This is a genomic window from Sphingobacterium kitahiroshimense (assembly GCF_025961315.1).
Classification (GTDB): domain Bacteria; phylum Bacteroidota; class Bacteroidia; order Sphingobacteriales; family Sphingobacteriaceae; genus Sphingobacterium; species Sphingobacterium anhuiense.
The window spans coordinates 545,534-562,238 of sequence record NZ_JAOQNK010000001.1; the positions used below are offsets into that span (position 1 = coordinate 545,534).

At 39.5% G+C, this 16,705-nt stretch carries 11 protein-coding genes; 1 reads left to right on the forward strand and 10 read right to left on the reverse strand.

The genetic code is table 11. The features are described 5' to 3' along the window. Positions 1 to 27: 27 nt before the first annotated feature. The 8 genes from M2265_RS02375 to M2265_RS02410 form a co-directional block, all read right to left on the reverse strand. Positions 28 to 696, reverse strand: a complete 669-nt coding sequence (locus M2265_RS02375) for a DUF3823 domain-containing protein (protein WP_132768107.1) — start codon at positions 694 to 696, stop codon at positions 28 to 30. Positions 697 to 712: 16 nt separating this feature from the next. Then, complete coding sequence (locus M2265_RS02380) at positions 713 to 2,581, reverse strand: RagB/SusD family nutrient uptake outer membrane protein (protein WP_132768105.1); 1,869 nt, start codon at positions 2,579 to 2,581, stop codon at positions 713 to 715. 29 nt (positions 2,582 to 2,610) lie between these two features. Beyond that, positions 2,611 to 5,790 (reverse strand): SusC/RagA family TonB-linked outer membrane protein, encoded by a 3,180-nt coding sequence (locus tag M2265_RS02385; protein WP_132768103.1) that lies wholly within the window; start codon positions 5,788 to 5,790, stop codon positions 2,611 to 2,613. Positions 5,791 to 5,890: 100 nt separating this feature from the next. Next, positions 5,891 to 7,414 carry an MFS transporter gene (locus M2265_RS02390; RefSeq protein WP_132768101.1) on the reverse strand — a complete coding sequence of 508 codons (1,524 nt, stop codon included), beginning with the start codon at positions 7,412 to 7,414 and terminating at the stop codon, positions 5,891 to 5,893. Further along, on the reverse strand, positions 7,411 to 8,274 hold the full coding sequence (locus M2265_RS02395; RefSeq protein WP_021190339.1) for a sugar phosphate isomerase/epimerase family protein: 864 nt from the start codon (positions 8,272 to 8,274) through the stop codon (positions 7,411 to 7,413). The genes M2265_RS02390 and M2265_RS02395 overlap by 4 nt, the downstream gene beginning before the upstream one ends. Positions 8,275 to 8,284: 10 nt before the next feature. Further along, positions 8,285 to 9,394, reverse strand: a complete 1,110-nt coding sequence (locus M2265_RS02400; RefSeq protein ID WP_207902343.1) for a Gfo/Idh/MocA family protein — start codon at positions 9,392 to 9,394, stop codon at positions 8,285 to 8,287. A 20-nt stretch (positions 9,395 to 9,414) separates the two neighbouring features. After that, positions 9,415 to 10,152, reverse strand: a complete 738-nt coding sequence (locus tag M2265_RS02405) for a ThuA domain-containing protein (protein ID WP_132768099.1) — start codon at positions 10,150 to 10,152, stop codon at positions 9,415 to 9,417. Between the two features lie 14 nt (positions 10,153 to 10,166). Further along, on the reverse strand, positions 10,167 to 13,658 hold the full coding sequence (locus M2265_RS02410) for a PVC-type heme-binding CxxCH protein (protein WP_132768097.1): 3,492 nt from the start codon (positions 13,656 to 13,658) through the stop codon (positions 10,167 to 10,169). Between the two features lie 143 nt (positions 13,659 to 13,801). Between M2265_RS02410 and M2265_RS02415 the strand changes: the two genes are divergently transcribed. Continuing rightward, the gene (locus tag M2265_RS02415) at positions 13,802 to 14,680 is read left to right on the forward strand and encodes an AraC family transcriptional regulator (RefSeq protein ID WP_132768095.1); all 879 of its coding nucleotides are present in this window, start codon (positions 13,802 to 13,804) and stop codon (positions 14,678 to 14,680) included. Positions 14,681 to 14,898: 218 nt separating this feature from the next. Here the strand turns inward: M2265_RS02415 and M2265_RS02420 are convergent, their stop codons facing one another. Further along, the gene (locus M2265_RS02420; protein ID WP_132768093.1) at positions 14,899 to 15,825 is read right to left on the reverse strand and encodes a DsbA family protein; all 927 of its coding nucleotides are present in this window, start codon (positions 15,823 to 15,825) and stop codon (positions 14,899 to 14,901) included. 159 nt (positions 15,826 to 15,984) lie between these two features. Beyond that, positions 15,985 to 16,662 (reverse strand): YceI family protein, encoded by a 678-nt coding sequence (locus M2265_RS02425; protein ID WP_021190332.1) that lies wholly within the window; start codon positions 16,660 to 16,662, stop codon positions 15,985 to 15,987. Positions 16,663 to 16,705: the final 43 nt, after the last annotated feature.

A 16,705-nucleotide genomic window follows, 5' to 3' on the forward strand; every position in this document is an offset into this window, starting at 1 on the left:
GTCTTTAACACAATATCACTGCATCAACTATTTAATTTTTATTATTTCTGAATAGACAGCTTGATCTCCAGCATTTGCCCGAACACCTACTCTGGCAAAAAGAGGTCCGCTTCCACTCACTTCTTTTAACTGGCTGAGATCTTCTGATAAACTGATCTCCATTTTACCATCTTGATAATCCTTTCGGAAAATATTTGTAGCATCATCGACAAAGGCCGTACGGCTAACCAGCAACATATAATAATTGACACTTGCATTGTCAAAAACCTTGTTGATTGTAAAACTGCTTGTTAGCTTTTGGTTGGCATCTAAGGATAACTTTACATTCTCAATGGTGTAATAAGGAGTCACTTCATAATTGACAGTCGTGCTCCCTTTCAATTCAAATCGAACGGTATCGGTACTGTTTAACCAAGGGCCATTATTATTAGTGGCGATTAGTTTATACTTGCCATCAAAAATTTTAGACTTGAAACTTCCGTCTTGGCCTACGTAAACCTGAACTGGAGCATTGAGTTCAAATCCTTCTTGGTAAAGCTGTAATTTAACAACCTCACCTGTCCCTCTGACCCCAATCGGCTTTCCTTTATAGCTAATCTGCCCACTTATTGTCGAAGTAGGTTGGTCATAATTATCTTTACCACAAGCAGAAAACAGTAATGACAGTACAGTCATAATAATCAATATATTTTTCATATTCTTTGATTTAGTTTTATTGATACGGATTTCTAACCATTTTAGGATTATTATTAATCCAGTCCTGATTGATGAAATTATAATAATTCTTCATTTGGAAGAATCGCGGATTAGGTGAATTTGTAAAAGGTTGTTTATCAAAAACCCATTTGCCATGATTAACATTTCCCGGAGCTACAACTTTATAGGGAAACAAAGCATACTGTATAGCATCCGGATTTTGCGTAGATCCATTCCATATTTTATCGGCCAATCTCCATCGTTTTAAATCCCAGTACCGATGATCTTCAAATGCAAATTCGACTCTTCTTTCCTGCACGATATCTGCTAGAGACATCGTATTTAATGCCTTTAACCCTGCTCTAGATCTGATCTGATTAAGATAGCCTAGTGCTTTACCCATATTGTTTAACTCAAAAGCCGCTTCACTGGCGATCATGACGGCTTCAGCAAATCTAAACCGCGGAAACCACATTTCACTATTACGGCCTCTTGTTGAAGCTCCGGGATTTTCATCTAAAAATTTCCGGAAAAAGAAGCCTGATTTATTGACATATTGCAAGTTTGAGGTAATTGGCCCATTTGCCGCAGTGATTAGACCATTAGCATCACTTGTTCCAGGCTGGCCTATTTTAGTCACGTAAGATCCGCCCTGCAATATCTTCTGACCAGCTTGCAAAGTAACCACCTCGCCCTTAAAAACCGATCCAGGCAAAATAATAGAACCACTTAGTCTTGGGTCTTTATCCTGGAAAATAGCTAAGGGATTATCATAGAAGATATAATTACCGTTCGCATCTTTATTTTTTAAAACCCCATTTCGATCATTGATATATTCAAAATCTTCAACTAGATTTAAAATAGGGCCTGCATATGCACGGTCAATATCTTCCGCCAGCGATGGCGCAATATTATTCTTGGTAAATTCTACCGTTTGTCCCGGATATTTATAATCTCTGGCCCATATCACTTCCACATTGTTCTCTTTGAGATTAATCGCTTCGTAAAAATTCCGGCTTAGATCATCCGGTTTCTTCAGGCTGAGCTGATATTTACCGCCATTGATCACCTGCTCTGCCGCAACAAGTGCTAATTCGTAAAACTTCTGAGCCTCAGACGCTGCGATACCAACTTCACCATTTGTTGTTTTAATCGGGTTGGGCATCTTATTGTTATAATTCGCCAATGATCCGGCATACACAGCTGCCCTTGCCTTTAACATTAATGCCCCCCATTTATTTATTCGACCCGCATTTATCGTCGGACTGTCACCCAAGTTGGCATGGATCTCATCGATTTCCTTAATGATATAGGTATACATCTCCGATTCTGTTGATCTTGCATATTGCAGTGCCGTAATATCGTCTCCCGGTGTATATTCAAAGACCTCATCACCCACGATCGGCATACCGCCCAAACCTCTCGCCATATTAAAATAAACCCAGGCTCTTAAAAAACGAGCTTCTGCTTCATAACTCAATTTCTTAGTCATATTGAGTGCATTTGTGCTCCGCAATCCAGCTAAAAACTGATTGATATTTCGAATTAAGGTATATTCGTACACCCGCCATAAATCGTCCGCATAGTTCTGTATATTGTCTGGACCACCATCCGACTTTCCGGCCTCGTCGAGAATCGTATAGCCATAAGAGTCTGAGGTGTTTTGTCCCCATTGAATGCGCTGATCAGGATTCGATGGATTTGGGCTATCTTGCATTCGACCATAGAAATTAGCTAAAACAGAATTGATCATGATTTCATCACTAAAAATCTGTTCATCACTGATGATCTTATCCGGGTCCTGGTCAAGTATATTATTGCAACCGGTAGATAGTAAACCGATCAGCGCGATCCATATAATTTTATTACTGAATAACTTTTTCATATTTATCATTTTTAAATTAACAGCCTTAATTAAAAAGTCAGGTTTAGACCAAAATTATAGATCCGCGTTGTCGGATAGACCAGACCACTTGTTGCGTTGATCTCCGGATCCACACCTTTTACATTAGATAACGTCAATAGATTCTGTCCCGAAAAATAGACCCTTGCTCTTTTGATACTCGCTTTTTTCAGGAAGCTCTCCGGAAGGGAATAACCAAACTCAAGATTTCTAAGTTTGATGTATTTTACATTATGCTTCCAGAAATCACTGTTCCAATAATTACTATGCGATGTATTGCCGATCCGTAACATGGGGTATTTCCCAGGTATCAGTTCACTGTTTGCATCATATATATCAGCAAGTCTCCAGGTGTCTTCCATGTAGTATTGTGCATTATTACCCCCATCATGAAATGGATTTCTTTGCTCATTATCCTGGTACCAAGAATTCAGACCACCGCCAGTTAGGTCAAAGGCTAAGTCAAAGTTTTTATAGCCGAATGAAAAATTAAAACCAAAATTCAAAATCGGAGTCGCATCTTGACGGTAGCCAATTGGACGTTCATCCAATCCATTGATAACGCCGTCACCGTTTTGGTCTACGTATTTAATATCTCCTGGTCTTAAAGTTTTGTTCCCCTCTCTATCATTATCAACTGTCCAGTTTGCAATCTCTTCCCAACTTTGGAACTGACCTGCTGATTCCAGTCCCCAGTTGATGTAACCGAAACGCTCATTGATTGAATTTCTGTACACATTCCAGGAGTTACTAAATCTCGGTTTATACTGGTTCCAATCGTAAAATCTAGAGTAAGTTGCATTCGCAGCGACACTGTAACTCAATTCACCGATACGGTCTGACCACTTGATCATCCCTTCAACACCTTTATGCATATCTGAATTTAAGTTTTCATACGGCAAGTTAAATCCCACTTCCGACGGCAATAATATATCATATCTTCTTGCTGGTAATCCAGTTCTCAACCTTCTGAAATAATCAAAACTTCCTGTCAGTTTAGAGTTGATTAGGGCAAAATCTAGCCCGATATCCAATATTTTCGCTCTAATCCATGATAATGTCGTCACTGGTAGCCCCCTGGGTTGTGAGCCAATAACATATTTTCCATCAATTACAGCACCCCCTGACTTATAATCATAACCTGGTAAATAATCAAATGCATTATAAACAGCAGTATTATTCACTTCAATTTTATCATCGCCCAGCAAACCATAAGATGCACGCAGTTTAAAATCATTGATTTTACTCAATATGGAATTATCTTTCCAAAAACTCTCAGCAGAGGCTCTCCAACCTAATGAGGCCGAAGGAAAAAATCCCCAACGCTGTCCTGGAGGAAACTTCCAGGAACCATCGTATCGACCCGAAACTTCAATCAGATACTTACTGTCATAATCGTAATTAATACGGGCCAGATAACCTAATCGACCTTCTGTCCTATTTCCATCATCGTTATAGGTGTCCATTGTTTCATAATCGATCAAGTTCAACGAATTGGCTGTCGGAATGGAATGCACCCATGTCGTTGGCGTATGACGGACAATGGTTTCAAAGCCACCAATCACATTCAAATTATGCTTATCGAACAGTTTTGTATAAGCCAACTGAAAATTGGATGTTAACTCTTCATTATGCCCCATTCTTCTTTCGCGCCATGGATTGTTATTTTCAAAAATCACCGGATAGGTATCATTAGCTTCATCGTATCCATACAATTTATAGGTATATTCATGGTTATTCAGATTTTGATTTGCATAATAATACCCCACCAAAGCCTTTGCTTTCAATCCGTCTATGATATCATATTCTGCATTGAAATTTAGTTGGGCAACACGCCATGTTTCCGTATATTTTCCAGATAAATCATAATTTAACCAGGCGAAATTCGTACCTGGATCGGTAGAAGTTAAGGTCGGATAATTAGGATTGTCATTGGCAAATGGTCTAGCAGTTGGCAAATTGCGATAAGTAGCAAAAATTGGCAACCAATAATCGTCACCACCGGGCACTCCGGGATTCGTCCGGTTTTCGTAACGCGCATTAAGGGAAGCGCCCACTTTAAGTTTTTTGGAAATCTGCGCATCCACATTCATCTGCACATTGGTCCGTTTAAAACCACCATAATTAACAATCATAGATTCTTGGTTCATATGACCTGCACTGAAGTAATAATTAATATTATCGGAGCCTCCAGAAGCATTGACCGAATAATACTGTTGTGGTGAAGTCTTCCAGATATAATCATACCAGTCAAATGGTACATAGCCTTTTTCTGTACCCGCTTTCCATTTTTCGAGATCTGTGCGCGAATATTTATAATCTTTGATTCCCTGCACAGTTTCCGATTGGATATAGTTCTCGATGTAGGTGACTGCATCTGCAGCTTTAGGAAAGGTAGATAAATTCTGAAATCCGTAATTAGCGATTAGATTGACTGTATTAGCGGAATTTCTTTTTCCTCTTTTTGTTGTGACCACAATAACTCCATTGGCCGCTCGTACACCATAAATAGAGGCCGATGCATCTTTTAGTACAGAAACGCTTTCGATATCATTAAAATCAAGGTTATTGAACTGACCAGCATCTTTTTGAACACCGTCAATGACATATAATGGATCACCCATATTGCGGATCTGTAAGGCTGTACCAGCACCGGGACGGCCATCCGATTGCCGTGAGTTTAACCCCGGGATCTTACCGACCAAAGCTCCTGAAGTTGTTGAAGCAGTGGATCGTTTGATATCATTGGATCCTAATGTTGAAATGGCAGATGTCAATGATTCCTTTTTTTGCGTTAGTCCAAAACCCGTTACGACAACCTCGTCAATATATTCAGGTGCACTGGATACTAAAGTGATATCCAGGTTCTGGGAAGAAGCATTGAGCTGGATCTCTTTCGTTTCATAGCCTTTATGACTGATCACTAATGTTGCATTAGTCGGATTCATGTTTAATGAAAACACCCCCGTATTGTTGGTCGATGTTCCAGCGGTAGTTCCCTTGACTAAAACTGTCGCGCCTTGCAAGGGAGTGCCATCCGAACTTTTGACCGAGCCTTTTACGTCTTTATTTTGTGCATATGCAAGGTTTATGGAACATATACTCGAGAGTATAAAAAAATAAGGCGCATAGTCTGTTTTTAGATTAAAGACCTTCAAAAGGAATTTAATCTTAAAGAAAAACTTAATCATAATTTTAAATTTATTTTGGTTATAAAGTTTAAGTGTTTTTGCAAATAGGTGAATGCAAAAACACTTTAAATAGTCTTTCAATTATAAGATGCATATTTAATTAAATGATATCTATTGGTTTGTACCCTCCTTTCTTGTTAAAATAAATAATTAATAATATAAAAAAGACAAATAAACCGCTCGGCAGTAAGGAAACAGTGGATAGCGCCGCTTTCTTGGCTTTATTTTCCATCTGCTCCACAACTTGCTGACTGGCTTCGTCTAACGTTGACAAGTGTGAATAATCAATCGTTTTATAGTCCCCGAATATGCTCGATCTCGTGCCTGTCACCAGTTTTTCATGGTAATGTGTCTGCTGAATATGGTCATAATCAGCTAGTTTTTTATCAATATTACTGTCCTGTATAAAACCCAGAAAAACAGCGCCGATAATTCCTACCCCGAGTTGCCCAACTGCGCTCGTAATATTTAAAGCTAAGGCGCCACCTTTAGGAAATTGTTCGGAAACAACTCCCAGCATCGTACCCCATAGGTAGGTTTTTCCAAAAGCATATAGAACAGCTGCCAGTAAAATATAAATCCCGGAAGAAACGGATAATAACTGCAGACCGACAGCAGAGACGAGCGCACTTATGGATAAGAGCGCCAGGGGTGACAGAAATTTAACAACTGTACCGCTGTACATCCGTAAAACAGTCATGATCACCGCTGTAAATACAAGCACCCAACCTCCTTGAAAACCCATTTTTTTCATTTCTGGCGTCATTAGATCGGTAATCCAGCTATCGGTACCAAGCTCCATGGTAGCCAAAGGAACCATCGCCAGTAGCAATAGCACAAAGAGGCTCTTCCCCCACGACCGCACGAAATAACCAAATATGGCTACAATGGCGATACTGAGCACAATATTGAATTTATAATCCCAGCTAAATAAACTGCCCAGCTGAAAAACACATAATACAACGATAATCAGCGCTCCTAAAACACCAACTTCTTTTAACATGTCCAAATAGCCAACGCCAGCTTTGACCCGTTCGTTTACTGGAAACTTTTGGTTGATGATCAATGCGCCGTACGCGACTGCAGGAATCAAAATAAAACCTATGACGATTCGCCAATTGATATCCAGTGCTAAAAGGCCAATGCCTAACAGACCCGATATCGCAATGCCCATAGGCCAACCGGCATGTAAAATATTCAGCCACTTGGTTTTTTCTTTCGGATACAGCGATGCGACAACGGGGTTGATCACAGCTTCGGCAGCACCATTTCCTAATGCGAAGAAAAAGGTTCCTGCATACAACATCCAGTAACCAGTAGCAAAAATAGTCAGCACGATCGAAATCAAATGGCAGATAAAAGCAAAGATCATGGACTTTTTGTAGCCGATCCGGTCAATAATTAAGCTAAAGGCAACGATACTCAGTGCAAATGGCCAGAAACTAACACCAAAGATTTCGCCCTGCTGTGTTTTACTCAAATCAAACATAACTGCCCATGTGGGCATAAGAAAGGATCTGAAAACAAAACCAAAGGCAGATGCCACCAGTACAATAAAGCAACCCCAAAAAAGGGTACTTTTAGCATGATTGTCTGGCTGGATTATATCTTGTGTAGCGGTCATAATTGTAATGGATTATTTTTGAAAATTTCTGTGTAAAAGTTCGCTCCATCCCGGGCTAAAATATCTGAACTTTCTGCTAATGGACGCCAGATACTTGCCGCACGGGCCAGTTCTTTGGAAGGCGATCCGAAGGTTTCTAAAATGACACTTCCCTGATACCCGATTTCATTTAATGCATCGCGTATTCCGGACCAGTCTACCTGTCCCGTTCCCGGTGTTCCGCGATCATTTTCATTACCCTGAACATGAGCAAGTTTATCCCCTAAAAGATGGATTGATTTTAAAATGCTTTTCTCTTCAATATTAGCATGAAATGTATCGAGCAAGATCTTTAAGTGAGGATCATCAATCTGATTGATCAATTCCAGAGCCTGCTCGACTGTATTGATCATATCTGTCTCAAAGCGGTTTAGTGGCTCTAATGCCAATACAATACCTTGTTCTTTTGCATACTGCGTTGCTTCAAGCAGATTTTCTAAACAGAAATTCCGTTCTAATTCCTTCTGTTCTTTTGAAACTAATCGTGTTTTTCCAACAGCAGCATAAAGCGGTCCTCCAAAAATTGGACTTTCTAATTCATTAGCGATTTGTATACAATCTTTAATGTAAGAAAGACCAATTTTACGGTATGCGCTATGTTCACTTGAAATGTCTCTTTCTGTACCAAATGCACCGCTCACAGATAAATCTAAACCAATACGCTGCGCCACTTTCTTCAGTTGCTTCACATCAATTGATGCTACATCTTCGACAGCAATCTCCATGACATCATAGCCATAATCCTTTGCTTTATAAAGAATATCAATATGATCTGCTGTGTAAGGTGATACCCATACAAAAGAGCTTATTCCTATTTTCATAGCTTTACATTTAATCAAATGAAGGGATTGCGATTCTGACTCCACCCTGCATCGCCGATTCATGGGCACAGATACCAGCACAGGTATAATTTGCCGCTAAGGCCGCATCAACGGCAGAATCTCTTCCCTCCACAATAGCTGCAACAAACTCTTGAACTAAATGTGGATGAGAACCCCCATGACCTGCTCCCTGTAAAAATGAAACATGATTTGGATCATCTATTCTTTCCCTTTTAGTAAAGTCTGCAATCTCCGGAATCAATAAATCGTCTGTATCCGGCGCCTCCATGCGTACGGCATTTTCACCACCGTCGAATATAACATGTTGCTCATCCTGTAACTGCTCCCATTCAAAAGACATTTTATCACCATACACATCGTAACTTTCGCGGTACTGTCTCACAACATCAAATAATGATCTTGTCGCCTCGGCGACCACATTAGAATCTTTCAGCTTAAAGGTGGCTGTTTCCACTGCAAACGGTGAATTATACCGGGCAGCAAGATCAGCACTTAGTTGACCTGAACCGTGGCAAACCACAGATTCCGCTATGGTATTATTGATACGTAATAATGGCGAAATGGCATGTGTCCCATTCAGCATCGGTGGATAACCTTTCCAGTATTCAGCCCAGCCCTCCATACTCATATCCTGAATATGTGAACCGCGAACAAACTGTATTTTTCCTAATTTCCCCGTATCAGCAAGTTTCAGTCCGTACAGAAACTCACGGGTATATAAGGCTGTCTCCATCATCATATAAACTTTATTGACTCTTTTCTTCGCTTCAACGATAGCCTGACAGTCCGCCACGGTCATGGCCATCGGTATGGTACATGCGGTATGTTTATGCGCATTTAATGATGCCAATGTCATTTTTGCGTGCTCCGGCACAGGTGTCACCACATGGATGGCGTCGACATCACCTCTTTTAATGACCTCGTTAAAATCTGTAAATAGTAAATTATCGTCTAGATTGAACTTTTCTTTTAATTCTCGCAGTGTTTCAGGATTTCTGGTACAAACACCGACAGATTTAATATGGGGATGCTTTTGATAAATGGGAATAAATTCTTTTCCAAAACCCATTCCTACGATAACGACAGTGATTTTTTTCATTTTGATTATTTTATGTTGATTTAAATATTTAATGCCCAATGGATTGCATTGATTAAAATTTTGCGATAGTCTTTATTCAGATGACTGTGCTCATCATGCCCCAATGTAATTCCTACTATTCTTGATTTATCATGATTGACCGTGAATACAGCCGGGTATACTTTAGCCGTTTCTAAAGACTGACCGATGACCAGTACATCAATCCCTTTACCGGCAGCATCCGGTTGGTGGCGATACAGTTCGTCTTTGAATGTAAATTCTGGAGAAATGCCTTGACTGATCGGATGCGCCGTATTCACCACCAGGTTTTTGAATTCTTGGAAGTTTTCATGGCTATTACTTCCTCCACCTACATATTCCAAATTGTACTGAGGCCAGTCTTGCCAATTGTACCAAACTGCAGCATGCAGAAGCACTAGCGGTTTACCCTGTGCAATAAACTTTTCAATCGCCAGTTGTGAAGCTTTTGGGATCGGTTGATTATTGGTCAAAACCAAAAGATCTGTCGTTTTTAAATAAAAGCGTATTGAATCCGTATTGTCTGTATAGGTCGCATGTACACCTTCAATGGTATTGATCAGCTGTGTATCCTCGATTTTGTACCAGCGATTAAAATCATGCGATCCACCACCACCGACAACCAGTATATTCTTCTTTTTTTGCGCATTAGGGAGTGAATGTACACTTGCTTTGGCACATAAAGTTCCTATACTACTTACTACTATAGTAAGTAATAGCATTACCATTCTATTTTTCATATGTTTCGTTTATATTATTCCACAACTTTCATTATTCCGTTCATTCCTCTCCAATGTCCCGGGAATGTACAGATAAACGGATATTCACCTTTTTCTTTAGGGGCTTGAAATTTAAGCGTATAGCTTTGCCCCGGATTTACCAATTTGGTATGAAACAGCACTTCACTGACTTCAGGAACATAGTCTTTTTCAGCTGCCGAAGACGCTTGCAACATGGCATCTGCCGCTTTACCGACGATCTCTGTTGTACCAGGTTTGATGATCACTAAATTATGGGGCATTGCATCCGGATTTTCCATGATCAAAGTAATCTGCCTTCCTGCTTTCACCGTAATGGACCGTTTATCATACTGCATAATATCTTTTACCGCTTTGATCACAATGACTTCAGCAGGTGCCTCGTTTTGATTCACTTCCACAGGACTTGCGCGCTGCATATGGTGATGCGCATGCTCCCCATTCAATTGAAGCTTTACTTTGATCTCACTGATATTTCCGATAAATTCAGATCCATGCTCGTACTTGGTCAGCGCAACAGATTCATCCAGATCTTCTCCCGACCGCAGATATGCACGCAGTGGTTTATTGAACGGCTTGACCTCTTTGATGTTACCGACCAATTTGTTGTTGATATAAAGACTAGATCCTTGGTTTGCTGTTATGCTCGCATTAACTTTAAATCCATTTCCGATTCCGTCTGTAGCTGCTATACGCTGTATTTCACCATTATTATATACGTCCCAATATATTTTATTACCCTGCATGTATAAAGCAAAGCCATTTTTTGCATCACCTTGCCCAATAATTAATCCTTTGAAAGCATCCTGATCACGGCGTAATACTGCTGTTTCAATCGTGATATTCTTATCAGCCACATTTGGTGAAAACTGAACACGGTTTTTTCTACCAAGTGTATAAATTTCTTCACCTAGCGCTTGGTTTACAGCTTGTTGATAAGTATTTGTTGAAGACTGATCAGCAACCATCGACATATGACTATGGTTGGTCTGGATCGCCGCAAATAAAGCTGGAGATAACCACCTGTCCTTTGCATTGACAGGATCATTGATTGCCGCCTTTAATACAGGAGCAACTGCGGCAAAAGGAGCGGAATCTGCAATTTTAACAAAAGCGGCAAGCCTAGTATTGAGATTCTCATCTTTAAAAATATTAGACTGTGCTATTTGATCAAAAGATTTAGCATTTAAATCCAGTACCTGAACAGCAGCTTTTCGCACACCGGCAGATGGATGCGATAATGCGGCTAATAATGCATCATTCACTTCTTTCTTTGTTAGAAGACCCAAACCTTTTAAAGTCCAGATAGCATGTATAGCAGGTGCATTCAATCCAATTTCATCTACCGATTTATTGTTGATTATTTTAATCAAATCTTGTTCAACATCCGCATTTTTCCGCTCTACTAAAAGCCGCTGTGCATGGGTTCTCCAAAATTTGTTTTTACTATTTAAAGCTTCGATAAGTCCTTTGGGATTATCTTTTGAAAGTTTGAAACTTTCATTATGCTTGCCATTTTTATATAAAACGCGATATACACGGCCATGCTTTTTGTCTCTCAGATTACTTTCAAATGCATTTCCGGGCCCTCCAACCTGATCCTTAAAAGGAAGGACTTTCTCTGATGGCGCTTGCGCCGGAACAAAAACATTATGCTGAATGATAAAATTGTACCAATCCAAAACCCACACAGCACCATCTGGTCCTACCTCAGCATGCACAGGTCCAAACCACTCATCAGAACTTGCCAGTAAATTCCAGCCGTCTCTTTCTTTAAAACCGGCACCATCTTTTTCAATAATTGCGTTATGTAATAATCTTACCGTAGGTTCAGCTACAAAGGCCACACTGTTCCAATAAGACTGTGGAAAATCCCGTGCGGTATACATCTGATGGCCTGCCGCTGATGTAAATCCGCCGACAACATCCACCTGTCTTAAGTTTGGTGTTAAAGCATGAACCTCATAATGCCCGTCAATTTTTTGGATTGAATTGATTGGATTAGCGCCAGGAATATTGTCAACACGTCGCTGTAGATACTTCTCCGGCATCGAATAGAAAGCAGAATGGGTGTTATTTGCCGTGGATACAAAGACATTATTATCTTCCGAAATACCAAGACCCCAAGTATTATTGCTGGTTGTAGCTAAATACTCCAGATCCGAACCATCTGGGTTAAGTCGGTATAAACCTTGAGAGAAAATATGCTTTTCACCGTTAACAATACCATTGTAACCTGCATATCCGTTAACACCCCAGATTTTGTTGTCAAATCCGTATTGCAGATTTGATGGACCGGCATGCGTATCTCCTTTGCTCCAACCGGTCATAATGATTTCTTCATGATCGGCCACATCATCACCATCGGTATCTTTTAAGAAAACAAAATTGGGAGCCATGGCCACTATAACACCATCATTGGCAAAAGTTAAACTTGTTGCAATATTTAAGCCCTTAGCAAATTCCGTAAATTTATCAGCAACACCATCGCCGTCGGTATCTTCACAGATGACGATGCGATCATTTCCTTTACCTTTCACCTCCTCAAAACTATTTGGATAATCAACAGCTTCAATGACCCATAATCTGCCTTTTTCATCCCAGCTCATCGCAATCGGATTGGTAATATTGGGCTCCGCGGCAAAAAGTTTTAATTCAAAATCCACAGGTTTCTGTATCAGTTTCATCGACTGTTCTGGACTAAGCGGATCCTGCACTTTAGGAACATCATAACGTGCTGTAAAATCGGATATGGAATCGGGATATATGCTTACATTCGGAATAGCCAATTTATTCACCATACTTTGAACCTGCTCTCCAAGTGACCACCAGACCGCACTGCTGACCGTTCTTAGAAACTGATGATTTTTCCAGGTATCATCATGCTTACCTAACGCGTGATATAAAAAACGACCGCCGTTTTCCTCACTATACCAGATGTAGTTTTGTTTTGAACCATCTATCGCAGCGCTACCGATAACAGTTTGATCTGTTTTTTTCTTGAATATGTATTTTTCATTGTTAACCTGAATGGTGTTAATGGATGAATCCAGTACATGTTTGGCGTTTTCTATTGTAACAATTGCTTGCCCATCACCCGCGTCGGTAAAACCACCTTGTACCAAGTTGGTATACCATTCGGAATTCTGAAATGAATTAGCAGATGAGTTCAAGGCCACAACCCCTTTTCCTTCTTTCAGGAATTTCTTTAATGCCTGCTCCTTTTCTTCACTGAGCTCTTTTTCATTCACCAATAAGACAACCCCATCAAACTTATTTAAATAATCAAATTCTAAACTTGCTAAGGTGTCGGTATAGGTTAGATTGATGCCCGATTTAAAAAGTTCGACCGATAACCAGGTCGCTTGATTAGAAGATTGCTTATTTCCAGCACCAATAAATAGTACCTCTGCCCTTCTCGGTTCATCAGCTCTACAAGAGGTCAAAAACACTAAAAATAAAAGTAAAACTCTTAAAATATTATTCATGATTTAGTTGAAATTTGGATTTATCTATAATTGTTATAAGCAAATATAGAGATATGAAGTAGCTTGGAACTTAGCTTTTTTATCAAGTTTCAGACATATTGTATCATTTTTAACTATATTTACCCCAATAAACTGAAATCATAATGCTAGATAAGAGAGTTATTTCAAAATCGCTTATTCCAGAGAATAAAACTTTTTCGATAAAACAAATCAATGAACCTCATTTTGATCCAACCTTTCATGCACATCCGGAATTTCAACTTTCGTACGTAATAAAAGGGGAAGGAAACAGAATTGTAGGCAATAGTTTGCAACCGTTTCATGCAAACGATATGGTATTTATTGGTCCCAATCTACCCCATGTCTGGAAAAATCATTTGTCTTATTTTAAAAAGGACAGTCAGCTCGATACGTCGGTTATAGTGATCTACTTTCATAACAATTTCTTTGCTGAAGAAATCTACGGTAAGGAAGAATTTTTCAGGCTCAAAAAGTTCTTTCTCACCAGCAATCTCGGGGTCGAAATAACGGGGGAAACTAGAGATATTATTGGAGGGATGATGTTTGAATTATTACATAAGGATGGGTTGGAAAGCGTAATTCTCCTATTGAAAATATTGGACACTTTAGTGCTGTCCACAGACTGTCGTTACATCAATGAGTTTGATGAAGCCATAAATTATAAACAGGCCGAAACCGAGCGGATACACAAGGTCTATGACTACGTGATTAAAAACTTTGATCAGCAGATCCGTCTGGAGAAAGTTGCAGAAATTGCAAATATGACCAGTACCTCTTTTAGCAGATACTTTAAGACACGCCTCAACAAATCATTTTCGGACTTTTTGAAGGAAATAAGAGTAAACTACGCCTGCAAACTATTAAAAGACGATAGTATTTCCATAGAAACAGTCAGCTACGAATGCGGCTATCCTTCAGTAACCAACTTCAATAAGCAGTTTAAGAGTGTCATAGGCCTGCAGCCACGGCAGTATCGGGATAATTTTCTAAACCTCATTTAAGCCCTTTTTATATAAACAGGTTTTTATGCACTAAAATCCTGCCTATATAAAAACATCGTACGTTATCTTAATTGGTGCAGTCTGCTAGCAGGTTATACCTGCGACTGTGCGATCCCAATCCGATCAAATAGTTCCGTTCTTCGACATCCACAGCACAAGTATTAGCTTAAAACGCTATATCACGCCATACACAACGTAGTACCTTGTTCTGAGAATGACTACGAGATGTTCAGATGCCAGATAGCACCATTTTTTGTTGTGCTTTTTTGCAACAGTTTATTTGCGATAAGTTCGTTCAACAGTTCCTCACTTGCTGATCTTGGCGTATCTGTCAGCACAGCATATTCCTTAGCAGTCAGCGAATTGTATGTAGAAAAAATACTTTTCCAGTCCTGACGATAAGTTCCTTTTATAGCTGTCGGATTTAATTTTAAAATTGCGGCTTCATAAAAAGCATAAGGTTTCGCGCCATACACCATCTCGCGATTTCCATGCATATCCTCAAAATAAAGTGTTGGAAAACCTCTTACACCGTATGTTCTCGCCAATTTAAGGTCTTCTTCAAATTGAACAGGCGCTGATTTTTGATAGTCTGACAATAATTGAACTTCATCTAACCCGACCATTTTTGCCGCCGCAGCTATGTATTCCCATTTAGTGATGTTTTTCTTCTGTAAAAAAACCATTTCTCGCAATGTTCTTAAAAACAGAATAGCTTGATCATTATCCTGCAATTGTGCTGCTTTAAAAGCAATAGAAGGCGGATAAGAAGAGTCTAAAGGATCTTCGAACCAGATATCACCATCAATCGGCATATCATAATAAATACTCACCTCGTCCCAATGCCCGGCGACATCACTAGGTTTACTAATTCCCCCACTGTTATAGTTCCAGTCGGGCAGTAAACCGCCCATATGATAGTGCATGGATAAGCAATCACCATATTCAAGTTTTAGTTTCCGCAATTGTGGTTCAATTCCCCAACAGGAAGAACATATGGGATCTGTGAAATAAATGACTTTAAGGGGTTTATCTGTTTGTTCAAGAGGGTGTACTGCTGCTGATTCATACGCTAAAACTGGCATTTCACAGCTACCTATTTCAGGATCGCACAAAAGTGGATTATGATTAGACTCGTTCTTCATGTTCGGTTTATTTGGTTTATGTAGTCAAATTTCATGCAATATCGAAACAGCATAAGATACCGCTAAGCCCTGAAAAGGTCCGACCTATTGACCGCGCAGTATAGCTACTTCGCAGTAAAAAAAACACGCTTTAATTTTTTAAAGCGTGTTTTTATAAAATTATTTTTTTGCAGCGATATTCAGCTCCATATCTACTTCTTGAGAGATCATCCAGTCTTTAGGATCACCTTCAGTACCGTACGCTAATCCCCAGTCTTGTCTGTTGATTGTGAATTTAGATTGTACATTAATTTCATTATCCGTTACGCTAACTTTTGCTGGAAAAGTAACATTCACAGTCTTATCTTTGATTGTTAAGTTACCGCTGATAATGTTTGTTGCATCCGCAATGACACTTTTGTCTTTAGCAGCATCAAAAGCTGTAACTGCTGTAATTTCAAATTTAGCTGTTGGATATTTTTCCACTTCAAAGAAATCACCCGTTTTTAAGTGACCATCTAAATCAGCTGCAGTTTTACCACCTGATTTTGCAGGATCAACCGCACTCTTGTCTGTTGTCACTGAATTCATATCGATAACAAATGATCCACCTGTGATCGCTCCTGCTTCTACAGATACAGTACCTTCACTTTTCAATGTACCAAATCTTGGATCAAATCCACCTTTGTGATATGCTTTCCATTTGATTGAACTTACTGCTGTATCAACTGCAAAAGTTGCACCTTTTTGTTCGGCAACTTGTTGCTCTGTTCCTGTTTGAGCTTTATCACCATTTGAACCACCACATGAAGCTAAGATGACAGAAGCGAATACTGCTAAGATTGCTATTTTTTTCATTTTTAAATTATTAATTATATAAATCTTGTGCAAAAATAACATA